Here is a 22,673-nt window from a genome sequence, read left to right as displayed (position 1 = left end):
ACATCCACCCACATCATCACCAGGAGACATAAAAGATGAGGATGCACGCGCTTCGCGTTACCGCGCTGTTGGTCGGCGCCGCTTTCGCCCAACAGGCATTCGCTTCGGGCTACCACTTCGGTACCCAGTCGGTCAGCGCCCAGGGCACCGCCAATGCCTCCGGTGCCGCGGCCGAGGATGCCTCCACTGTCTTCTACAACCCGGCCGGCCTGTCCAATCTCAAGGGCACCACCGTTTCGGGCGTGCTGAACATCGTGATCCCGAGCGGTGACTACACCGACAAGGGCAGCTATACCGCGGCCGGTCCCGCCTTCAAGACCGGCGGCAACAACGGCGGCGAGTTCGTCAAGACCACCGCCGTGCCGCACGCCTACTTCTCGCACCAGCTGAACGACCAGCTGACGCTGGGCTTCGGCACCTTCGTGCCGTTCGGCTCCAAGACCCAGTACGACGAGAACTGGGCCGGCCGCTACAACATCATCAAGACCGAACTGAAGACCATCGCGCTGAACCCGTCGTTCTCGTTCAAGCTCAACGACACCGTCAGCCTCGGCGGCGGCCTGACCGCCCAGTTCATCGAAGGCCGGCTGGTCAAGGGCGCCGACTTCGGCACCGCGATCGCCCAGGGCGTGCTGAACAGCGCCAGCTTCGCCGCGCTGCCGGCCGGCACCCAGGCCGCGCTGCGTCCGCAGCTGCTGGCCATGATCGGCAACCCGACCTACTCGGGCAAGGTCGACATCAAGGGCGACGACTGGGGCTTCGGCTGGAACCTCGGCGTGATGTTCAACCTGAACGAGAACAACCGCATCGGCCTGGCCTACCGTTCCAAGATCCGCCACGAGCTGAGCGGCGAGGCCGACTGGACGCTGTCGAACGGCTTCGCCAGCAACACCTCGCTGATCGCGCTGGGCCAGGCCGCGCTGGTCAACCCCGGCCTGCAGGCACGCGGCTACGTCGACGGCCCGGCCAACCTCGGCGTCGACACGCCCGAGTCGCTGTCGCTGTCGAGCTTCCACCAGCTCAGCGACAAGTTCGCGCTGATGGCCGACGTGACGCGCACCCGCCACTCGCGTTTCGAAGCGCTGACGGTGAACTTCACCACCGGCCTGCCGCCGTCGAACACGCCGGAAAAGTGGGAAGACACCACCAAGGTGTCGGTGGGCGGCAGCTACCAGTTCAGCGACGCGCTCAAGCTGCGCGCCGGCCTGGCCTTCGACGAATCGCCGGTCGAGGATGCCAACCGCACGCCGTCGATCCCCGACTCCAACCGCAAGTGGCTGTCGCTCGGCGCCAACTGGGCGATGTCGAAGGACAGCTCGGTCGACGTGGCCTACAGCTTCGTCAAGGTCGGCAAGCCCGCGATCAACAATTACGACAACGGCGGCCTGGCGCCGGTGGCCGGCCAGCCGCGCGGTGCCTGCGATTCGACCCGCAACACCTCGAGCTGCGCCACCATCGTCGGCGAATACGACGTGTATTCGCACATCGTCGGCGTGCAGTACAACCAGCGGTTCTAAGCATCGCCTCCCGTGCGGGCCCGATGGCCCGCACGGCCGGCGCGGGCTGCCCGGCCCGCGCCGGGCTGTCGTGCAGTATCCGGGCAAGCAGTTGCAGCACAGGCAGGCTGGGAAAATCCAATCGCCTCGTCTCGCTCGAAAATCGAGCAAGCGCTAGGCTGAAACGAACGTTCGCATGAGTGGTCATAGCTGGCCGTCTACACTCATCGGATCGCGGTTGGATTTTGCGAGCCCCCGATCGACTCCCCCATCGAGGAATACCATGTCTCAATCCAAATTCATCGTCCGCAAGGTGGCCGTGCTCGGCGCCGGCGTGATGGGCGCGCAGATCGCCGCCCATCTCGCCAATGCCAATGTGGAAGCCATCCTGTTCGACCTGCCGGCTTCGGGCGGCCCAAGAGCGGCATCGCCCTCAAGGCCATCGAAGGCCTCAAGAAGCAGAATCCGGCGCCGTTGGCGTCCAAGGCTCGTGCCGAGTTCATCACGCCGGCCAACTACGACGAGCACCTCGAGCTGCTCAAGGATTGCGATCTGGTGATCGAGGCGATCGCCGAGCGCATGGACTGGAAGCTGGGCCTGTACGAAAAGGTCGCGCCGCATCTCGGCCCGCAGACCATCTTCGCCACCAATACCTCGGGCCTGAGCATCAACAAGCTGGCCGAGGGCTGCCCGGCCTCGATGCGTCCGCGCTTCTGCGGCATCCACTTCTTCAACCCGCCGCGCTACATGCACCTGGTGGAAATCATCCCGTGCGCGACCAGCGACGCCGAGATGCTCGACCAGCTCGAAGCCTTCCTGGCCACCACGCTGGGCAAGGGCGTGGTGCGCGCCAAGGACACGCCGAACTTCGTCGCCAACCGCATCGGCGTCTACTCGATGCTGGCCTGCATCCGCAATGCCGAGAAGTTCGGCATCCGTTTCGACGTGGTCGACGACCTGACCGGCCCGCGCCTGGGCCGTCCGAAGTCGGCTACCTTCCGCACCGCCGACGTGGTCGGCCTCGACACCTTCGCCCACGTGGTGAAGACCATGCAGGACACGCTGCCGAACGATCCCTGGCACGACCTGTTCCAATCGCCCGAATGGCTGCAGAAGCTGATCGCCGCGGGTGCCTTGGGCGCCAAGACGAAGGGCGGCATCTACAAGAAGGAAGGCAAGACCAAGCTGGTGCTCGATCCGGCCAAGGGCGAGTACGTCGAGGCCAACCAGAAGGGCGACGACGCGGTCAAGGAACTGCTGAAGATCAAGGACCCGGGCAAGCGCCTGCTCAAGCTGCGCGAGTCGAAGAACGCCGAGGCGCAGTTCCTGTGGGCCTGCTTCCGCGACGTGTTCCACTACATCGCCTACCACCTGGACAGCGTGGCCGACAACGCCCGCGACGTCGACCTGGCGATCCGCTGGGGCTTCGGCTGGAACGAAGGCCCGTTCGAGACCTGGCAGGCCGCCGGCTGGAAGCAGGTCGCCGAGTGGGTCAAGGCCGACATCGAAGCCGGCCAGACGATCGGCCAGGCCGAGCTGCCCGCCTGGGTGTTCGAGCGCGACGGCGTGCATCAGCCCGAAGGCTCCTACAGCGCCGGCAAGAACGCGCTGGTGCCGCGCTCCACGCTCGACGTCTACCAGCGCCAGCTGTTCCCGGCCCGCCTGGTCGGCGAAGCCGAGCCGGTCTACGGCGAGACGGTGTTCGAGAACGAAGGCCTGCGCGCCTGGACCAGCGGCGACGGCGTGCTGGTGCTGTCGATCCTGTCCAAGGCCCACGCGATCGGCCCGGCCGTGATCGAAGGCATCAACCAGTCGCTCGACATCGCCGAAGCCCAGTACAAGGGCGTGGTGATCTGGAGCCCGGACGACGTGTTCTCGGTCGGCGCCGATCTCTCGTCGATGCTGCCCGCCTTCATGGCCGGCGACTGGGGCCAGATCGAGGCGATGATCGCCAACTTCCAGAAGCTGTCGATGCGCCTGCGCTACAGCCAGGTGCCGACGGTGGCGGCCACGCGCGGCTACGTGTTCGGCGGCGGCTGCGAGTTCGCCATGCACTGCGACCGCGTGGTGGCGCACCTGGAAAGCTACGTCGGCCTGGTCGAAGTCGGCGTGGGCCTGCTGCCCGGCGGCGGCGGCACCAAGGAGTTCGCGCTGCGCGCGGCCCAGGAAGCGAAGGGCGACGTGCTGGCCGCGCTGAAGGACCGCTACATGGCGATCGCCACCGCCAACGTGGCCAAGAGCGCCGAGGAAGCGAAGGACATCGGCTTCTTCCGCAACGCCGACGTGATCGTGTTCAACCAGTACGAGCTGCTCTACGTCGCCAAGCAGCAGGCGCTGGCGCTGGCCGAATCGGGCTACCGCGCGCCGCTCAAGGTCAAGGGCTTCCCGGTCGCCGGCCGCAACGGCGCCGCCTCGATCAAGGGCCAGCTGGTGAACATGCTGGAAGGCGGCTTCATCTCGAAGCACGACTTCCATATCGGCGCGCTGATCGCCGACATCATCTGCGGCGGCGACGTCGAGGCCGGCACCCTGGTCGACGAGGAATGGATCCTCAAGCTCGAGCGCGAAGGTTTCATGTCGCTGCTGAAGAACGAGAAGACCCAGGAGCGGATCGCCTACATGCTGCAGAACAACAAGCCGCTGCGGAACTAAGCGCTCATCGAATCGCGACAGCGCGGCCTGAGCGGTTGGTGCTGGCCCCGGCGGAGCCGGGGCTTGACGGGCGAAGGGGCGGGAACCAGGGCTTAGTTCCCTTGATTGGATCCACGCCCCCCGCCCTCGCCGCCGCGAGGGAGCCTCGCTGGCGCTCGTTCGTGATTCGAAGCCGGTCAGTGAATGAATCGACGCGAAGCCTCGCTTCGCATCTCCGGTGGATCTGGGCTCAGCCCCTTCCGCCCGACAATGGAGAAATGAAATGACGAAACAAGTTCAAGAAGCCTACATCGTCGCCGCCACGCGCACGCCGGTGGGCAAGGCCCCGCGCGGCATGATGCGCTTCGTGCGTCCCGACGACATGCTGGCCCACGTGATCCGCGAGGCGATGGCCCAGGTTCCGACGCTCGACCCCAAGCTGGTCGAGGACGTGGTGGCCGGCTGCGCCTTCCCCGAGGCCGAGCAGGGCCTCAACATGGCCCGCATCTCGGCGCTGCTGGCCGGCCTGCCGTACACCACCGGCGGCCTGACCATCAACCGCTACTGCTCGTCGGGCATCAACGCCGTTCAGATCGCCGCCGACCGCATCCGCACCGGCGAAGCCGACGTGGTGATCGCCGGCGGTGCCGAATCGATGTCGCTGGTGCCGATGATGGGCAACAAGGTGTCGCTGAACCCGGCCATCTTCGAGAAGGACGAGAACTACGGCATCGCCTACGGCATGGGCCTGACCGCCGAGAAGGTGGCCGAGCAGTGGGGCGTGAGCCGCGAAGACCAGGATGCCTTCGCCGCCGAATCGCACCGCCGCGCGCTGGCCGCGATCGAAGGCGGCGAGTTCCGCCAGGAGATCAGCCCGATCGAGGCGATCTACCGCAACCCGAACCTGTCGACCGGCGAAGTCGAGATCTTCAAGAAGCTGCTCGACACCGACGAAGGCCCGCGCGCCGGCACCTCGGTCGAGTCGCTGGCCAAGCTCAAGCCGGTGTTCGCCGCCAAGGGTTCGGTCACCGCCGGCAACTCCTCGCAGATGTCCGACGGCGCCGGCGCCGTGGTGATCGTGTCCGAGAAGATCCTCAAGCAGTTCAACCTGGTGCCGCTGGCGCGCTACGTCGGCTTCGCGGTCAAGGGCGTGCCGCCCGAGATCATGGGCATCGGCCCCAAGGAAGCGATCCCGGCCGTGCTCAAGGGCGCCGGCCTCACGCTCGACGACATCGCCTGGATGGAGCTGAACGAAGCGTTCGCCGCCCAGGCGCTGGCGGTGATCCGCGACCTCGGCCTCGACCAGAGCCGCGTCAACCCGCTCGGCGGCGCGATCGCGCTGGGCCACCCGCTCGGCGCCACCGGCGCGATCCGTACCGCCACCGTGGTGCACGGCATGCGCCGTCACGGCCAGCAGGGCAAGTACGGCATGGTGACCATGTGCATCGGCACCGGCATGGGCGCCGCCGGCATCCTGCAGGCGATGTGAGCGCCTAGTGCACTGGCGAATGTCGGCGAATGCACAGGCACGAGAGCAGGCGCCCGGCAGAGCCGGGCGCTAGAACTCGGTGCGGGATGGGTAGCGGCGCTACCGGTTTCAGCCCGCTCCCCCGCCCTCGCCGCCGCGAGGGAGCCTCGTTGGCACTCGTTCGCTCTTCGTAGTGCGAGCATATGTTGTTGGTAGGTTCGATGTTCAGGCGCGGTACAGCCGCGCCTGTGCACGATCGAGGCCGGCGATGCGCAAGCACGCCGGCCTTTTCGTCCCTGGCATCGTCTATGATGCGGACATGTTTTTACCGGCCTGAACCAGGCAATCCCGAGAAGGAGATCGAGATAATGAAAAGAGCGATGGCAATGCTGCTGCTGGCGGCCGGCATGACGGTCGGCGCGGCCGAGATCGGCGGCGTGAAGGTCGACGACGCAGCCCGTGTCGGCGGCAGCGATCTGGTTCTCAACGGCGGCGGCATCCGCACCAAGTTCGGCATCGCCAAGGTCTACGTCGGCGCGCTCTACACCGCCCAGAAGCAGGGCGACGGCAACGCGGTGGTCAACGCCTCGACGCCGCGCCGCATGCAGCTGACCATGCTGCGCGACGTGGCGGCCGACAGCCTGCACGAATCCTTGATCGACGGCCTGCAGGACAACACCAGCGAGGGCGAATTCGCGGCGCTGCAGTCGCGCATCAAGGAGATGAACGCGATCTTCATGGCGGTGAAGGAAGTGAAGAAGGGCGACGTGATCGCGCTCGACTTTCTGCCCGGCAAGGGCACCCAGATCACCGTGCGCGGCCAGGTCAAGGACGTGATCGCCGGCGACGATTTCGCCCGTGCGCTGCTGCGCATCTGGCTGGGCAACAGCCCGGTCAGCGGCGACCTGAAGAAGAACCTGCTCGGCGCCAGGTAAGCCGGGCACGCCCCGGGGCCTCGCCCGGGCCGCGAACGACAAAGCCGCTCCCCGTTGGAGCGGCTTTGTCGTTTCCGGCGGCCGGAATCGAATGGATGCGCCGCCACTGGCGCGGCGGCCGGCGAGGTCGGTTCAGGTGCGATTGACGGATACGCCGCCGTCGACCAGCAGCGCCGTGCCGGTGACGAAGCTGGACGCGGCGGAGGCGAGGAACAGCGCTGCCGCGGCGATCTCTTCCGGCTGCGCCAGCCGCTTGAGCGCGTACAGGCCGCGCACGAAGTCGTGGATCTCGGGCGTCGACATGAAGCTGCGGCCCATCGGCGTATCGGTCGCTCCGGGCAGCAGCGCATTCACCCGCAGGCCCTGCGGGCCGTATTCGGTCGCCAGCGCCTGGGCGAGGCCCACCAGCCCGGCCTTGCTGGCGGCGTAGGCCGCCATGCCGGGGAAGCCGGCGCTATGGCCGACGAAGGAGCCGGTGAAGATCAGCGAACCGCCGCTGGCGGCCAGCAGGGCAGGGATCTGGTGCTTGGCGCCGAGGAAGGCGCTGCGCAGGTTGGTCGCCTGCACTTCCTCCCAGTCGGCCAGCGTCATCCCGGTGACCGGCCCCAGCGCGCCCATCGTGCCGGCATTGTTGAAGGCGACGTCGAGCCGGCCGAAGCGCTGCTGCGCCAGCGCGACCAGCGCCGCGGCATAGCCTTCCTCGCGCACGTCGCCGGCCAGGGTGGCCGCTTCGCCGCCTTCGGCGCGGATCTCGTCGGCCAGCGCATCGAGCCCGGATTGGCGCCGGGCCGCGACCACGACGCGGGCGCCTGCGCGGGCGAAAAGGCGGGCCGCGGCGCGGCCGATGCCGCTGCTCGCGCCGGTGACCAGGGCGACTCGGTTGGACAGGGACTGCATGCGGATTCTCCTTGCGGTTGTTCAGGCCGCCGCATGCTAGGTCGCCGGCCGGGCGCGCCGCGACCCGGTTCTTGCGGTGCCGTCCGCCCTCAGTACCCCGCCGCCACCCCCTCGCGCCGCGGATCGGCCGCGCCGCTGAGCCCGCGCGGCCCGATGCGCACCACCGCCAGCCCGCTGGTGGCCGGCGCGATGCTGATCTCGTGGCCGCGCGACATCAGGATCGGCCCGAGTTCGGCCACCGGCGTGCCGGCCTCGAGCTCGGTCGGGCCGTTGCGGCTGCCGTAGTGGGGCAGGGCGACCGCCTCGGCCGGTTCCAGTCGCCAGTCGAGCAGGCCGACCAGCGTCTGCGCCACGTAGTTGATGATCTGGCTGCCGCCGGGCGAGCCGAGCGCGTAGACCGGCCGCCCGGCCGCGTCGAACACGATGGTCGGGCTCATGCTGCTGCGCGGCCGCTTGCCGGGCTCGACCCGGTTGGCGACCGGCACGCCGGCCTCGTCGGGGGCGAAGGAGAAGTCGGTCAGCTGGTTGTTGAGCAGGAAGCCGCCGACCATCAGCCGGCTGCCGAACTGGTCCTCGATCGAGCTGGTCAGGCTGGCGACGCGGCCTTGCGCATCGACCACCACCAGCTGGCTGGTCGACGGCAGCTCGGGCGAGGCGTCGTCGGCCCGCGCCACCGCCGGCGGCGGCTCGCCCGGCTGGGCCTTGCCGAGGCTGCGGGCCGGGTCGAGGTAGCCGGCCCGGCGCGCCAGGTAGGCCGGGTCGAGCAGGCCGGCCAGCGGCACGGCGACGAAGTCGGCGTCGCCCAGGTAGCGGTTGCGGTCGGCGAAAGCCAGCCGGCCGGCCTCGCTGAACAGGTGGACCGCCTGCGGCGCCAGCGGCTCGCGGCCGAGGTCGACGTGCTCGAGCAGGCCGAGCATCTGCAGCACCGTCACCCCGCCCGAACTCGGCGGCCCCATGCCGCAGACGCGGTAGACCCGGTAGGGGCCGCACAGCGCCGGCCGCTGGCGTGGCCGGTAGGCGGCCAGGTCGGCCTCGGCGAGGTCGCCCGGATTGGCGGCATGGCCGCGTACCGCGGCGACGATGTCGCGCGCCAGCGGCCCGTGGTAGAGCGCCTGCGGATCGCGCGCCAGCCGGCGCAGCGTGGCGGCATAGGCGGGATTGCGCAGCGTGCTGCCGACCGCGCGCGGCTGGCCGTCGGGCTGGTAGAAGTAGTCGCGGGCGGCGGGCTGGCGCGGCAGGTCGCGTTCGGTCGCCAGCAGCGCGTTGAGCCGCGGCGACACCGCGAAACCGCCCTCGGCCAGCGCGATGGCCGGCGCGAACAGGCCGGACCACGGCAACGCGCCCTCCTGTTTCTGGACGGCGGCCAGCATGGCGACGATGCCGGGCACGCCGACCGAGCGGCCGCCGACGATGGCGGCGCGGGTATCGAGCGGCTTGCCGTCGGCGCCGAGGAAGCGGTCGGGCCGGGCGGCGGCCGGCGCGGTCTCGCGGCCGTCCCAGCTGGTCAGCGTGCGGCCGTTCCAGTGCAGCAGGAAACCGCCACCGCCGACGCCCGACGACTGCGGCTCGACCAGGCCGAGCACCATCTGCGCCGCCACGATCGCGTCGATCGCGCTGCCGCCGCGCTGCAGCGTCTGCACCGCGGCGCGGGTGGCGTGCGGATTGGCGGTCACCACCATGGCATGCGGCGCGAAGGCCTGCGGCTTGGGCGCGCTGCCGCTGGCGGCCTCGGGCGGCGCTTCGAGCGCCCGCGCCGGCAACAGCAGGCACAGCGCGAGCAGGGCGTGGATGGTTGTGCGCATGGTTTCCTCCGTATCGGTCATGGTAGGCGCCGGCCGGCGCATGCAAAGCGGGAGCGCCCGCCGCTGGCGGCCTGGATGCCGCCGCGCGGTGAGCGCTCCCGCTGTTCGCCTCGTCGGGCATGGCGCATCGGCGCCACAGCGCTTGGACCGGCAGGGCCGCCAACTGTTCATCCGTCATGATGACGACGTAATATCAGCGGCCGGTCGGCGGCGGTCTGCGCCACCGTGCCAGGCTGGGGTGTGGCTTTGCCGCCACGCTCGAGCCCGCTCGGCTTGTCCAGGACACTTTTCCAGATAAGCAAATGACGATATGACGGGAGAAAGTCCGCTAGACTCGCGGCCATTCAAGCTGGCTACGAAAGCCGGCGGATCGACCGATCCCGCTTCGCGGACGGCGCGACACGGCCCACGAGGCCGGCGTAGCCGCCCGCACCACGAACGACCGGAGAAAGACCCAATGAGAATCCTGAAAACGGCCGCGCTCGGCCTGGCCCTGCTGGGCCTGGCCGCGGGCTCGGCGGCGCGCGCGGACGCGCTGGACACCATCAAGAGCAAGGGCGTGCTCACCGTGGGCGTGGTGATCGACCCGCCGTTCGGCATCAAGAACAAGGACGGCACGCTGTCCGGCTACGACGTCGACTTCGCCATCGCCATCGCCAAGCGGCTCGGCGTCAAGCCGGTGGTGCTCGAGCTCGAGGCCGAGGACCGCGTCGCCGCGCTGAACAACCGCAAGATCGACATCCTGACCGCCTATACCAAGACCGCCGAGCGCGAGAAGCAGGTCAGCTTCAGCTACGGCTATTTCGTCACCGGCCAGAAGTTCGTCGCCCGCGTCGGCAAGATCAAGACGCTCGACGATGCCAAGCCGCTGGCGATCGGCGCGGTGCGCGCCACCACCTCCGAGAAGCAGGCCAAGCAGGAGCTGCCGGGCACCTCGATCATCAGCTTCGTCGACATCGACGAGGCGTTCCGCTTCCTGCAGCAGGGCAAGATCGACGCCGTCACCTACGACGAGCCGATCCTGGCCGCCAAGCTGCTCACCATGCCGGGCCGCCAGCAGTTCGAGATCAGCCCGGTCTCGGTCTCGACCAAGGCCTATGGCCTCGCCGTGTTCAAGGGCGAGAAGCGGCTGGTCGGGGTGATCAACGACACGCTGTCGGACATGGAACGCTCGGGCGACGCCGAACGCGTGTTCAACCGCTGGTTCGGTCCCAACAGCACCGCGCCGCTGCCGCGCATCTTCAAGATCCAGAGCTGATTTTCCGGCCGGGCAGGCCCGCGTCGTCCCGCCATGGGCGGGACGCGTGGGATGCGCTCGTCCTCATTCCGGCCAATAAGTGGGCGACATCGCCGCGGGCCGGCCGATTCATCCAACCACGTGCAAGGGGGAAGACCATGCAACGCAGGAACATTCTGAAAGCCATCGCCGCCGGCGCCGCCGCCAGCGGACTGTCGGGCCAGGCGCTGGCCGCGGCCGCCGCCGGCAAGCGCGACGCCGTCGTCACGCGGCTCGACGCCGGCCGCTGGGCGCAGGCGACGCACGACCGCATCCAGGCGGTGATCGCCCAGTACGGCCGCGGCAGCCGCGGCTACGACGGCAAGCGCAAGCCCTACGCGGTGTTCGACTGGGACAACACCTGCATCATGAACGACTGCGAAGAAGCGCTGATGCTGTACCAGATCGAGCATCTGGCCTACAAGCTTACGCCCGACGAATTCGCCGCCGTGCTGCGCCAGGGCGTGCCGGCCGGGCCGTTCAACAAGGATTACCTGAACCTCGACGGCAAGCCGGTGCTGCTGGAAGACATCGCCGCCGACGTCGAGGCCGACTACCGCTTCCTGCACGCGGCCTACGCCGGCCTGGCCGGCAGCCAGACGCTCGACGCGGTGCGCCAGACCGAGCAGTTCAAGGACTTCCGCGCCAAGCTCTACTTCATGTACGTGGCGATCTGCGACAGCCATCCGATCGAGATCGGCTACAAGTGGATCATCTACTTCTACGCCAACATGACGCCGGCCGAGCTGCAGAAGCTGGCCGAGGCCTCGAACGACTTCAATCTCGGCGACGCGCTGCGCAAGGTGCGCTACGAAAGCTCGCGCACGCTGCCTGGCCGTGCCGGCGTGGTGGCGACCAGCCATTTCCACGGCATCCGCATCAGCAGCGAGATCGCCAACCTGATGAACACGCTGCGCGACAACGGCATCGACGTCTACGTCAGCACCGCCTCGATCGACGACGTGGTGCGGGTGTTCGCCGGCCTGCCCAAGTACGGCTACGGCGTGCCGCCGGAGAACGTGATCGGCCTGCGCCTGAACATGCGCGACGGCCGCTACACCAGCCAGTACCGCGACGGCTGGCACTTCAACTGGGGTCCGGGCAAGACCGTCGGCATCCGCAACGAGCTGGCGACGAAGAAGGGCTACGGTCCGATCCTGGTGGCCGGCGACAGCGACGGCGACGCCTGGATGCTGAAGGACTTCGCCGACACCCGCATCAGCCTGGTGGTGAACCGGCTGAAGAAGGGCCCGATCGGCGAGCTGAGCCAGCTGGCGGCCGGCAGCCGCGGCCAGGACAAGGCGCGCTACCTGCTGCAGGGCCGCGACGAGAACACCGGCAACTGGCAGCCGCAGGAAGAGACGCTGAAGATCGGTGCGGCGGACAAGAAGCTGCTGGCCTGATCGTCCGGGCCTGCGCTCGGCCGGGTCTCAGGGCTCGATCCGGCCGAGCGCGGCCACATAGGCGGCATTGCGGTCGCGCCGGCCGACGGCCAATACCAGTACCGTGATGCGGCTGTCCTGTACCTGGTAGACCAGCCGGTAGCCGAGCGCGCGCAGCTTGATCTTGTACAGATCGGCTCCACCGCTGACCCGCGCGGCCGGCACGTGGGGCTGCTCCAGCCGCTCGGCCAGCTTGGTCTTGAGCTGCTTGCGCACCGAGCCGTCCAGGCTGCGCCATTCGGCTAGCGCGGCTGGATGGAAGGCCAGCTCATAGCTCATCCAGCGTCACCTTGACCGGCGCCTGTCCATCGGCCAGCCGGGCGGCGGCCAGCTCGGCCAGCGCCAGATTGTCCAGCCGCTCGGCGATGGCTTCCCACGCCGCGGTACCGATCACGTAACCGGCCGGCTTGTTGCGGTTGAGGATGGCGACCGGTTCGGTCTCGGCGGCACGCATGACGGCGGCCGGGTTGGCCTTGAGTTCGCTGAGGCCGACCGAGCGGTTGGCGAGTATGGTTTCCATGGGACGCGCTTCCTGATGTGTACCTTAGGTGTACCAATTATAGGGCTGTTAATCGTACGGATTGCGCATGGCGTGCCGCCTGGATGGACGCTGCGATGGCGATGTATCCCCTCCGTCCGCGCTTGGGGCCTGATTTGCCGTAGAATCCCCGCTCCGTTCGCTCGCGGGGTGGAAGAAAAATGAACGAAAACAATAAGATGCATTCTGTTCTGTTCTGCTGCATGGGCAATATCTGCCGTTCGCCGACCGCCGAGGGCGTGTTTCGCGCCCGGGCCGAGAAGGCCGGCCTCGCCGTGCTGATCGATTCGGCCGGCACCCATGCCTACCATGTCGGCGAGCCGCCCGACCGCCGCTCGCAGCGGCATGCGCTGCGGCGCGGCTACGATCTGTCGGGCCAGCGTGCGCGCCAGGTCAACGACGGCGATTTCGAGCGCTTCGACCTGGTATTGGCGATGGACCGGCAGAATCTCGCGCTGCTGTCGGCGCGCTGCCCGGCCGGCCTGCGCCACAAGCTCAAGCTGTTCCTCGGCTACGGCCGGCTCGATCCGCAGGGCGAAGTGCCCGATCCCTATTACGATGGCGACGCCGGCTTCGAACGCGTGCTCGACCTGATCGAGGACGCCAGCGACGGTCTCCTGGCGGCGCTGCGCCAGGCCTGAGCACGCTTGCATGGCCGCCGTGCGGCGGCCATAACTCTATGAATGCCGGGCCGGGCCCCTACGATGTCCGGCCCCGCCCGAACTCCAAATCACCGCACGACAACCGCCCAGGGGGACTTTCGATGCTCGAAACGCTGTTCAAGCTGCGTGAGCACGGTACCGACGTGAAAACCGAGGTGCTGGCCGGCTTCACCACCTTTCTCACGATGGCCTACATCATCTTCGTCAACCCGGCCATCCTGTCCGAGACCGGCATGGACTTCAAAGCGGTGTTCGTCGCCACCTGCATCGCCGCGGCGCTCGGCTCGGCGGTGATGGGCCTGGTCGCCAACTACCCGATCGCGCTGGCGCCGGGCATGGGGCTCAACGCCTACTTCACCTTCAGCGTGGTCAAGGGCATGGGGGTGAGCTGGGAAGTGGCGCTCGGCGCGGTGTTCCTGTCGGGCCTGATCTTCATCTTCGTCAGCCTGTTCCGGGTGCGCGAGGCCATCGTCAACGCCATCCCGCACGCGCTCAAGCTGTCGATCTCGGCCGGCGTCGGGCTGTTCCTCGCCATCATCGCGCTCAAGAACGCCGGCCTGGTGGTCGGCCACCCGGCCACCCTGGTCACGCTGGGCAACGTGCACGACCCGAAGGTGCTGCTGGCGGCCTTCGGCTTCCTGCTGATCGTGGCGCTCGAATACCGCAAGATCACCGGCGGCGTGATCCTCGGCATCCTGGCCGTCACCGTGCTGGCGATCGCGCTCGGCTACCAGAAGTTCGACGGCGTGGTGTCGATGCCGCCGAGCATCGCGCCGACCTTCCTCAAGATGGACATCGAGGGCGCGCTCACCGCCGGCCTCCTGGGCGTGGTGTTCGTGTTCTTCTTCGTCGATCTGTTCGACACCACCGGCACGCTGATCGGCGTATCGCACCGCGCCGGCCTGCTCGATTCGCAAGGCCGGCTGCCGCGCCTCAAGCGCGCGCTGCTGGCCGATTCGAGCGCCATCGTGGCCGGCGCCGCGCTCGGCACCTCGAGCTGCACCGCCTACATCGAATCGGCGGCCGGCACCGCGGTCGGCGGCCGCACCGGCCTGACCGCGGTGGTGGTCGCCATCCTGTTCCTGGCCGCGCTGTTCCTGTCGCCGCTGGCCGGCGCCGTGCCGGCCTTCGCCACCGCGCCGGCGCTGCTCTACGTGGCGGTGCTGATGGCCCGCGGTCTGGCCGAGATCGACTGGAACGACCTGACCGAATCGGCGCCGGCGGTGATCACCGCGCTGGCCATGCCGTTCACCTTCTCGATCGCCGACGGCATCGCCTTCGGCTTCATCAGCTACGCCGGCCTCAAGCTGCTGGCCGGCCGCGGGCGCGACCTGTCGCCGGCGGTGGTGATCATCGCCGTGCTGTGGATCGTGAAGTTCGCCCTGTTCTGATTTCCACCCCTGCGGGCGGTACGGGCGCATTCGGCGCACCGGCCGCCCGCAATCGCTTTCGGCCCTGCCCATGCTCATCGACCCCGACTACATCCGCGACCGCATCCGCACCGTGCCCGACTGGCCGCAGCCCGGCGTGCAGTTCCGCGACATCACGCCGCTGCTGCAGGATCCGAAGACCTTCCGCGTGCTGGTCGACTGCTTCGTGCACCGCTACATGGACTACGACATCGACGTGGTGGCCGGCGTCGACGCGCGCGGCTTCATCCTCGGCGCGGTGATCGCCTACGAGCTCAACCGCGGCTTCGTGCCGGTGCGCAAGAAGGGCAAGCTGCCCTACCACACGGTGGCCGAGGAATACGAGCTCGAATACGGCTCGGCCACGGTCGAGCTGCATTCGGACGCGATCCGCCCCGGCCAGCGCGTGCTGCTGATCGACGACCTGGTCGCCACCGGCGGCACGCTGATCGCGGCTTCGCGGCTGATCCGCAAGCTCGGCGGCGAGGTGATCGAGGCGGCCGCGATCGTCGACCTGCCCGAGCTCGGCGGCTCGAAGCGGGTGCAGGAGCAGGGGATTCCGCTGTTCACGGTGTGCGATTTCGCCGGCCATTGAGGCGGGCGGCTCGCACAAGGAGAAAGGGGCCGGCGGCCCCTTTTCTGTTGATTTGCCTGCCGGCCTGCGAAATGCGCGCTGGCGCCCCGCAGGAGCGGGGCTATCGCGGCCACGCAGACGATTTGCGGCTGAAGCCGCTCCTACGGCAAACCGCCAGCCCAGCCGGCCGGTCTGCGCTGGCGGACGTCGATCCGCCTAGTAGCCGGCCTCGACCAGCTCCTCGCGCGTGAGCAGGAAGACGAAGCCGTCGCCGCTCTGCGTCTGCAACCAGGTGAACGGCAGCTCGGGGAACTGGGGCTCCAGCACTGCGCGGTTGTGGCCGATCTCGACCACCAGCACGCCCTGCGGCTCGAGGAAGCGGCTGGCGTTCTCGAGGATCGCGCGGGTGGCGTCGAGGCCGTCCTCGCCGCTGCCGAGCGCCAGTTCCGGCTCGTGCAGGTATTCGGCCGGCAGCGCGGCGACCGAGGGCGCGTCGACATAGGGCGGGTTGGCCACGATCAGGTCGTAGGTCTCGCCCTCGACCGCGTCGAACAGGTCCGATTCCAGCAGCCGCAGCCGCGACTGCAGGCCGTACTCGGCCACGTTGATGGCGGCCACCTTGAGCGCGTCCGGCGACAGGTCGACCGCGTCGACCTCGGCATCGGGATAGTGCTGGGCCAAGAGGATGGCCAGGCAGCCCGAGCCGGTGCACAGGTCGAGCGCACGGTGCACCAGCTCCGGGTATTCGATCCACGGTTCGAGCGACTCGGGCATCAGCTCGGCGATGAAGGAGCGCGGCACGATCACGCGCTCGTCGACATGGAAGCGCCACGGGCCGAGCCAGGCTTCGCCGGTCAGGTAGGCGGCCGGCTTGCGGGTGGTGACGCGCGCTTCGACCAGCTTGAGCACCGCGTCGATCTCGGCCGGCGTCAGGCGCGCGTCGAGGAAGGGATCGAGCCGGTCCAGCGGCAGGTGCAGCGCGTGCTGGGTCAGGTAGACCGCCTCGTCCCAGGCGTTGTCGCTGCCGTGGCCGAAGAACAGCTTGGCTTCGGAAAAGCGCGAGACGGCGAAGCGGAGCAGGTCGCGGACGGTCTGGAGGTGGGCGCGGGCGGCGTTGTACATGGGGGCGGGAAGCGGGTGAAAACGGCATTTTACGCGAGCGCGGGCCGGATCAGGCCGCCGGCCTCGGCGGCGGGCCGGATTCTCCTTTGGAATTCACGGCTTAGCGGTTTTCATCGGGTAGGCGAACGCGTATAGTGCAGGCCTCGCGGGCACCGGGCCCGCCGTATTTCGTTTCGATGTGCCGGCTCCAGCCGCTTTCCGGGACGAGTGTCGGCGGCACCCTTGCCCATTTTGTGTTTGGAGAAACGATCCCAATGTCCTTCGACAGCCTCGGCTTGCATGCCGAGATCCTCCGCGCCGTGCTCGATTCCGGCTACGAGAACCCGACGCCGGTACAGGCCCGCGCGATCCCCGTGGTGCTGAGCGGGCGCGACGTGCTGGCCGGCGCCCAGACCGGCACCGGCAAGACCGCGGCGTTCACGCTGCCCATGCTGAACAAGCTGCAGCCCTATGCCAACACCAGCGCCTCGCCGGCGCGCCACCCGGTGCGCGCGCTGATCCTGACGCCGACGCGCGAGCTGTGCGACCAGGTGTTCGAGAGCGTCAACACCTACGGCAAGTACCTGCCGCTGCGCGCCACCGCCGTGTTCGGCGGGGTGGACATGAATCCGCAGATCGAATCGCTGCGCAAAGGGTCCGAGATCGTGGTGGCCACGCCGGGCCGCCTGCTCGACCACGTGCAGAACAAGACCATCAACCTCTCGCAGGTCGAGATGCTGGTGCTCGACGAAGCCGACCGCATGCTGGACATGGGCTTCATCCTCGACATCCGCCGCATCCTCGGTCTGCTGCCGGCCCGTCGGCAGACCTTGCTGTTCTCGGCTACCTTCGCGCCCGAGATCAAGAAGCTGGCCGAAGACTTCATGCAGAACCCGGAAACCATCGAGGTGGCGCGCCGCAATGCCACCAACGAATCGGTGACCCAGTGCCTGCATGCCGCCGAGCCCGACAAGAAGCGCCGCGTGCTGGCCCACCTGATCCGCCATCACGAGATGCAGCAGGTGATCGTGTTCACCCGCACCAAGCTGATGGCCGAGCGGCTGGCGCGCGAGCTCAAGCGCGACGGCTTCGACTGCGAGGCGATCCACGGCGACCGCACCCAGCAGGCGCGGCTCGACACCATGGCGGCGTTCAAGGAACAGAAGCTGCGCGTGCTGGTCGCCACCGACGTGGCGGCACGCGGGCTGGACATCAACGAGCTGCCCTTCGTGGTCAACTTCGAGCTGCCGACCAATCCGGAGGACTACGTCCACCGCATCGGCCGCACCGGCCGGGCCGGCGCCACCGGCGTGGCGATCTCGCTGGTCGGGCCGGACGAGGACAAGTCGCTGTCGCTGATCCGACGGCTGACCGGCAAGCCGCTCGAGCTGACCCCGGTGCCGGGCGAGCTGCGCGACGGCCGCGGCGAGCGCGAACGGCGCGAGGCGCCGCAGCGCGAATACCGCGAGAGCCGCGAACCGCGCGCCGAGCGCGAGCCGCGTCCGCCGCGCGAAGGCGGCCGCCGCAGCGACATCCTGCAGGTCGAGACGCCGCTGGTCGAACGCCGCAACGGCGCCGACCAGGCCGCGCTCGGCGGCCGGGTGGCCGGCGCGATCCAGCACTTCCACCGCGCCCGCGAAGTGGCGCGCGAATTGCCGGCGCTGCTGCTGCCGCCGCGCTATGAGATCGCGAAGCGCGAGCGGTGAGATGCCGTGAAAGGTGAAAAGTGAAATGTGAAACGCGGGGCAGTGAGCGCCCGACGTGTTCATGTCTTGCAGCCGCGGTTCTGCGGGCTTGATGGCCGCCGAGCCGACGGAAAGAGGGCGCACCCGTGGGTGCGCCCTTTCGTTTTGTGCGGCGCTAACGCTTCGCCACCGCTGCGGCCGGCCTACAATGGCCGCCTTTTCGTTTCCCGGGAGCCGCCATGCCGCGCGATTGGCAGACCCTGCTGCATTCCACCATCCCGCTGGCGCGCGCCATGCAGGTGAGCGCCGCCGCCGAGGCCGACGGCCGCCAGCGGCTACAGGTGCCCCTGGCGCCCAACGTCAACGACAAGGGCACTGCCTTCGGCGGCAGCCTGGCCACGCTGGCGACGCTGGCCGGCTGGGTCGAGACCCAGCGCCGGCTCGACGAAGCGGGCGTCGTGGCGGCAGTCGAGATCGTGATCCAGCATGGCGAGACCGACTACCTGCTGCCGGCGGCGGGCGATTTCTCGGCCGTGCCCTTGCCGATCGAGGCCGAGGCGGTCGAGCGCTTCGTGCGCCAGTTCGAACGGCGCGGAGTGGCTCGGCTGGTGGTGGCGGTGGAATTGCATTGCGCCGATGAAGTGGTGGCGCGATTCCGCGGCGATTATGTGGCGGTCAGGGCACGTGAAACCTGATGCCTGTTAAGACAGGTGAAACGTGATGCCGCTGCGCGGCAGCGTGAAACGTGAAACGTGACCCCATCCCCCTCCCTACCTCCCCTTGAAAGGGGAGGAGCAGGGCGCAGAGACTCCGGGCGGCAGTGACCGTCATACGTGTCGCAATCGAACTCCCTCCCCTTCAAGGGAGGGTTGGGGCGGGGATGGGGTTCCACATTTCACGTTTCACGCTGCCGCGCAGCGGCATCACGTTTCACCGGCTGAGGCCGACGGCCTCAGCCTCTGTAAGCCGCCGACGCCCCCAGATCGCTTCCATATTGACGAAGGTCGCCAGCTGCTTGGGATCGACCGTCTCGCGGATGGCGAACTCGCCCTGGGCGGTGTCGCGCGCCACCGCCAGCATCAGCCGCTGGCCGTCGGCGGTCAGGATGCTCTTCACCTGCGGGGTGTTCACCTTGTCGCCAGTGCGCGTCACCACGCCGACCTCGCCGTTGGCCAGCCGCACCAGCATGCCGGGCGGGAAGATGCCGACGGTGCGGATGAAATGCGCGGCGATGGTCTCGTCGATCGACTTGCCGCGTTCGAGCAGGATGCCCTTGAGCGCCACGTTGGAGGCCACCGCGGTGCGGTAGGCGCGCGGCGTGACGCGGGCGCAGAACAGGTCGGCCAGCGACACGATGCGCGCCGCCTCGCCGACCTCGGCGCCGTACAGCTCGTCGGGATAGCCGCTGCCGTCGATGCATTCGTGATGCTGCTCGACCGCAGTCAGCCAGATCGGATCGTTGATGCCGCCCTCGCGCAGCATGTCGGCGCCCATCATCGGGTGGCGCTCCAGCCGCGCCCGCTGGGCCGCGCTCAGCGGGCCGGTCTGTTCCTTGAGCTGCTCCTGGAATTCGATCATGCCGACGTTCATGGTCAGCGCCGCCGAGACGATCGAGCGCATCTCGGCCGCCGGCTTGCCCAGCGAGCGGCACACCAGCGCCGCCACCACCGCGGCGTTGACCATGTGGCGCACCGCGTACTTGCCTTCCTGCCGCAGCAGCACCATGGCGATGGCGACGTCGGCGTCGGCCTCGCAGGCCGACATCACCTGGTCGGCCATCTCGCCGACGCGCTCGCCGATCAGCCGGGCGGCCAGCGTGCGGTCGAGCTGCTGCATCAGTGCATCGAGCTTGCGCCGCGCCGCCATCAGCACCCCGACCGTCGACAGCGGCACCTGCGCCGCCTTCTGCAGCGCGCGCTGGCGCGCATCGCGGCTGTCGCCGCGGGTGCGGAACAGCTCCAGCTCGTCGGCGTACAGGCCCATCGCCAGCAGCCGCTCGAGCAGCGCCGCGTTGCCGACGATCTTGCCCTTGGGAATCAGCAGCTTGCCGTTCTCGTCGTGCAGGTCCCACAGTACCCGGTCACCCGCCACCAGGTCGTCCGCCTTGACGCGTTCCAGTTGCATGCTGCTTGTCTCTTCGTGAAATCCGCCGCACCTGCGGGCCGTCGCCGCGGTGCTTGTGGCTGAATGATAGGCGGCGCGGCCGGCCGGCGCACCCGCGTCGTCTTGACGCAACGCAGGGCGAATGCCGCGCCGCCCGGTAAAATCGCCCCCATGTCCGAACCCTGCTTCCACTGCGGCGAGCCGGTCGCCACGGCCGACCTCGCCCCGCCGCGCTATCCCGTCGCCTATCGCGACGCCGTGCGGCCGTGCTGCTGCGGCGGCTGCCAGGCGGTGGCCCAGACCATCGTCGCGGCCGGCCTCGACGGCTACTACCAGCAGCGCGACAAGCCGGCCGACCGCGCCGCGCCCCTGCCCGACGCCTTGCAGGCCCAGCTGCGGCTGTACGACGCGCCCGAGGTGCAGGCCAGCTTCGTCAAGGCCGAGCCGGGCAATGTGCGCGAGGCCGCGCTGATCCTCGAAGGCATCACCTGCGCCGCCTGCATCTGGCTCAACGAGCGCCATCTCGCGAGCCTGCCCGGCGTGCTCGAAGCCAGCGTCAACTACAGTACCCAGCGCGCCCGGGTGCGCTGGGACGAGGCGCGCATCCGGCTGTCCGACATCCTCGCCGCGGTCGCCGCGATCGGCTACCGCGCCCATCCCTACGATCCGGGCCGGCACGACGCGCTGCGGCAGAAGGAGCGCAAGGCGGCGCTGAACCGGCTGTGGCTGGCCGGGCTGTCGATGATGCAGGTGATGATGTACGCGGTGCCGGTCTACCTGGCCGGCGCCGACGAGATCCCGCCGCGCATGCTGCAGCTGATGCAGCTGGCCAGCCTGGTGCTGACGCTGCCGGTGGTGCTGTATTCCTGCCAGGCCTTCCACCTCGGCGCCTGGCGCGATCTGAAGCGCGGCCGCGTCGGCATGGACGTGCCGGTGCTGATCGGCGTCTGGGCCGCTTTCCTCGCCAGTTGCCTCGCCACCTTCACCGGCCATGGCGAGGTGTATTTCGATTCGGTGTCGATGTTCGTCTTTCTGCTGCTCGGCGGCCGCTACCTCGAGGGCATGGCGCGGCGCCGCGCCGGCGAGGCGGCCGAATCGCTGATCAAGCTGATCCCGGCCTTCGCCCACCGGCTGGCCGGCTGGCCGGCGGCGCGCGAGGCCGAGGAGACGCCGGTGGCGCGGCTGGCGGTCGGCGACGTGGTGCTGGTGCGGCCCGGCGAGCGCTACCCGGCCGACGGCACGGTGCTCGAAGGCGAGGGCGAGGCCGACGAGGCGCTGCTGACCGGCGAGGCCCGGCCGGTGGCCAAGCGGCCCGGCGACGCGGTGATCGGCGGCGCGGTCAACGGCACGGCGCCGCTGGTGCTGCGGGTGCTGCGCATCGGCCAGGAGACCCAGCTGGCCGGCATCGTGCGCCTGCTCGACCGCGCGCTGGCCGAGAAGCCGCGGCTGGCGCAGCTGGCCGACCGCGTCGCCGGCGGCTTCGTGGCGGCGCTGCTGCTGGTGGCCGCGGCCGGCTGGGCCTGGTGGCAGGCGCACGATCCGGCGCACGCGCTGCCGGTCACGGTGGCGGTGCTGGTGATCTCCTGCCCCTGCGCGCTGTCGCTGGCCACGCCGGCGGCGCTGACCGCCGCCACCGGCCGGCTGGCGCGCGCCGGCCTCCTGGTCACCCGCGGCCATGCGCTGGAGACGCTGGCGGCGGCGACCGACGTGGTGTTCGACAAGACCGGCACGCTGACGCTGGGCCGGCCGGCGCTGCTCGATACGCTGCCGCTGGCGCTCGGCGCCGGGCCGGCGCGGCGGCTGGCGGCGGTGCTGGAGGCGGCGTCCGAGCACCCGCTGGCGCTGGCGCTGCGCGCCGACGTTTCCACCGACGGCCTGCAGGCCGCCGATTACCTGAACGAGGCCGGCGGCGGCGTCGAGGCCAGCGTCGACGGCATGCGCTACCGGCTCGGCCGGCGCGACTACGTGGCCGGCTTCTGCGCCGCGCCCTGGCCGGCGGCGGCGGATGGCTGGCGCAGGGACGACACCGTGGTCTGGCTGGCCAGCGCCGAGGCCTGGCTGGCCGGCTTCGCGCTCGGCGACGCGATCCGGCCCGAGGCGGCCGCTGCGCTGCGCGAGCTGGTTGCCTTACCGGGTGGCGAATCACTGCGCCTGCATCTGTTGAGCGGCGACGCGGAAGGCCCGGCCCGCGCAGTCGCGGCCGCGCTCGGCATCGGGCAGTTGCGCGCCGGCGCGCTGCCGGCCGACAAGCTGGCCTACGTGCAGGCGCTGCAGGCGCAGGGGCGGCGGGTGATCATGGTCGGCGACGGGGTGAACGACGCGCCGGTGCTGGCGGCGGCCGACGTCTCGGTGGCGGTCGGCGGCGGCGCCGAGTCGGCCCAGGCGGCCGGCGACCTGGTGCTGGTCGGCCCGCTCGGCGCCTTGGCCGACGGCGTCGCCACGGCGCGGCGCACGCGCACGGTGATCCGGCAGAACCTCGGCTGGGCGCTCGGCTACAACCTGGTGGCGCTGCCGGTGGCGCTGGCCGGCTGGGTGACGCCGTGGCTGGCCAGTCTCGGCATGGCGGCCAGCTCGCTGCTGGTGGTGCTCAACGCGATCCGGCTGGCGGCGCCGACGGGGCTGGCGCGGCCGGCCGCCGGGCGCGGACAATAGCG

At 69.4% G+C, this 22,673-nt stretch carries 19 protein-coding genes; 13 read left to right on the top strand and 6 right to left on the bottom strand.

What is annotated here, in order from left to right; translation table 11 throughout:
• Positions 1–41: 41 nt before the first annotated feature.
• From H9L41_RS16365 to H9L41_RS16350, 5 genes are all read left to right on the top strand, one after another.
• Positions 42–1,517: an OmpP1/FadL family transporter gene (locus H9L41_RS16365; RefSeq protein ID WP_051318683.1), complete on the top strand. Its 1,476-nt coding sequence runs from the start codon at positions 42–44 to the stop codon at positions 1,515–1,517.
• A gap of 175 nt (positions 1,518–1,692) precedes the next feature.
• Positions 1,693–2,055, top strand: a complete 363-nt coding sequence (locus H9L41_RS26260) for a 3-hydroxyacyl-CoA dehydrogenase NAD-binding domain-containing protein (RefSeq protein WP_373282040.1) — start codon at positions 1,693–1,695, stop codon at positions 2,053–2,055.
• On the top strand, positions 1,971–4,148 hold the full coding sequence (locus tag H9L41_RS16360) for a 3-hydroxyacyl-CoA dehydrogenase/enoyl-CoA hydratase family protein (protein ID WP_373282039.1): 2,178 nt from the start codon (positions 1,971–1,973) through the stop codon (positions 4,146–4,148). The genes H9L41_RS26260 and H9L41_RS16360 overlap by 85 nt, the downstream gene beginning before the upstream one ends.
• 262 nt (positions 4,149–4,410) lie before the next feature.
• The gene (locus H9L41_RS16355) at positions 4,411–5,616 is read left to right on the top strand and encodes an acetyl-CoA C-acyltransferase (RefSeq protein WP_028444713.1); all 1,206 of its coding nucleotides are present in this window, start codon (positions 4,411–4,413) and stop codon (positions 5,614–5,616) included.
• Between the two features lie 359 nt (positions 5,617–5,975).
• A complete protein-coding gene (locus tag H9L41_RS16350; RefSeq protein WP_169730130.1) occupies positions 5,976–6,530 on the top strand; it encodes a chalcone isomerase family protein in 555 nt (184 codons plus the stop codon).
• Between the two features lie 132 nt (positions 6,531–6,662).
• Here the strand turns inward: H9L41_RS16350 and H9L41_RS16345 are convergent, their stop codons facing one another.
• Together H9L41_RS16345 and H9L41_RS16340 are read right to left on the bottom strand one after the other, a co-directional pair.
• Positions 6,663–7,427, bottom strand: coding sequence for an SDR family oxidoreductase (locus H9L41_RS16345; RefSeq protein WP_028444711.1), 765 nt, complete (start codon positions 7,425–7,427; stop codon positions 6,663–6,665).
• Between the two features lie 89 nt (positions 7,428–7,516).
• Positions 7,517–9,229 carry a gamma-glutamyltransferase family protein gene (locus H9L41_RS16340; RefSeq protein ID WP_028444710.1) on the bottom strand — a complete coding sequence of 571 codons (1,713 nt, stop codon included), beginning with the start codon at positions 9,227–9,229 and terminating at the stop codon, positions 7,517–7,519.
• Between the two features lie 457 nt (positions 9,230–9,686).
• Between H9L41_RS16340 and H9L41_RS16335 the strand changes: the two genes are divergently transcribed.
• Together H9L41_RS16335 and H9L41_RS16330 are read left to right on the top strand one after the other, a co-directional pair.
• Positions 9,687–10,487: a transporter substrate-binding domain-containing protein gene (locus H9L41_RS16335; protein WP_034605901.1), complete on the top strand. Its 801-nt coding sequence runs from the start codon at positions 9,687–9,689 to the stop codon at positions 10,485–10,487.
• A 137-nt stretch (positions 10,488–10,624) separates the two neighbouring features.
• A complete protein-coding gene (locus H9L41_RS16330) occupies positions 10,625–11,908 on the top strand; it encodes an HAD family hydrolase (RefSeq protein ID WP_028444708.1) in 1,284 nt (427 codons plus the stop codon).
• 27 nt (positions 11,909–11,935) lie between these two features.
• Here the strand turns inward: H9L41_RS16330 and H9L41_RS16325 are convergent, their stop codons facing one another.
• Both H9L41_RS16325 and H9L41_RS16320 read right to left on the bottom strand, forming a co-directional pair.
• Complete coding sequence (locus tag H9L41_RS16325; RefSeq protein WP_028444707.1) at positions 11,936–12,226, bottom strand: type II toxin-antitoxin system RelE family toxin; 291 nt, start codon at positions 12,224–12,226, stop codon at positions 11,936–11,938.
• Complete coding sequence (locus H9L41_RS16320; RefSeq protein WP_028444706.1) at positions 12,216–12,467, bottom strand: type II toxin-antitoxin system prevent-host-death family antitoxin; 252 nt, start codon at positions 12,465–12,467, stop codon at positions 12,216–12,218. The genes H9L41_RS16325 and H9L41_RS16320 overlap by 11 nt, the downstream gene beginning before the upstream one ends.
• 197 nt (positions 12,468–12,664) lie before the next feature.
• Here H9L41_RS16320 and H9L41_RS16315 point away from each other — a divergent pair, with 197 nt between their 5' ends.
• From H9L41_RS16315 to H9L41_RS16305, 3 genes are all read left to right on the top strand, one after another.
• Positions 12,665–13,126 carry a low molecular weight protein-tyrosine-phosphatase gene (locus H9L41_RS16315; RefSeq protein WP_245589159.1) on the top strand — a complete coding sequence of 154 codons (462 nt, stop codon included), beginning with the start codon at positions 12,665–12,667 and terminating at the stop codon, positions 13,124–13,126.
• A gap of 122 nt (positions 13,127–13,248) precedes the next feature.
• Positions 13,249–14,538, top strand: coding sequence for an NCS2 family permease (locus H9L41_RS16310; protein WP_028444704.1), 1,290 nt, complete (start codon positions 13,249–13,251; stop codon positions 14,536–14,538).
• A 70-nt stretch (positions 14,539–14,608) separates the two neighbouring features.
• Positions 14,609–15,151 (top strand): adenine phosphoribosyltransferase, encoded by a 543-nt coding sequence (locus H9L41_RS16305; protein WP_051318682.1) that lies wholly within the window; start codon positions 14,609–14,611, stop codon positions 15,149–15,151.
• 195 nt (positions 15,152–15,346) lie between these two features.
• Here the strand turns inward: H9L41_RS16305 and prmB are convergent, their stop codons facing one another.
• On the bottom strand, positions 15,347–16,252 hold the full coding sequence (gene prmB / locus H9L41_RS16300) for a 50S ribosomal protein L3 N(5)-glutamine methyltransferase (protein WP_028444702.1): 906 nt from the start codon (positions 16,250–16,252) through the stop codon (positions 15,347–15,349).
• Between the two features lie 254 nt (positions 16,253–16,506).
• Between prmB and H9L41_RS16295 the strand changes: the two genes are divergently transcribed.
• Together H9L41_RS16295 and H9L41_RS16290 are read left to right on the top strand one after the other, a co-directional pair.
• Positions 16,507–17,937 (top strand): DEAD/DEAH box helicase, encoded by a 1,431-nt coding sequence (locus H9L41_RS16295; protein WP_034605898.1) that lies wholly within the window; start codon positions 16,507–16,509, stop codon positions 17,935–17,937.
• Between the two features lie 218 nt (positions 17,938–18,155).
• Positions 18,156–18,611, top strand: coding sequence for a YiiD C-terminal domain-containing protein (locus H9L41_RS16290; protein WP_028444701.1), 456 nt, complete (start codon positions 18,156–18,158; stop codon positions 18,609–18,611).
• Positions 18,612–18,846: 235 nt separating this feature from the next.
• On the opposite strand, the gene H9L41_RS16285 is transcribed toward H9L41_RS16290, so the two are convergent.
• Positions 18,847–20,040, bottom strand: a complete 1,194-nt coding sequence (locus H9L41_RS16285) for an HD-GYP domain-containing protein (RefSeq protein WP_187523483.1) — start codon at positions 20,038–20,040, stop codon at positions 18,847–18,849.
• Positions 20,041–20,190: 150 nt separating this feature from the next.
• Between H9L41_RS16285 and H9L41_RS16280 the strand changes: the two genes are divergently transcribed.
• Positions 20,191–22,671 (top strand): heavy metal translocating P-type ATPase, encoded by a 2,481-nt coding sequence (locus H9L41_RS16280; protein WP_028444700.1) that lies wholly within the window; start codon positions 20,191–20,193, stop codon positions 22,669–22,671.
• Positions 22,672–22,673 lie beyond the last annotated feature (2 nt).

Source organism: Chitinimonas koreensis (assembly GCF_014353015.1).
GTDB classification, from domain to species: domain Bacteria; phylum Pseudomonadota; class Gammaproteobacteria; order Burkholderiales; family Chitinimonadaceae; genus Chitinimonas; species Chitinimonas koreensis.
Note: the sequence above shows the minus strand (reverse complement) of the source record. Positions and strands in the feature narration are given on the sequence as shown.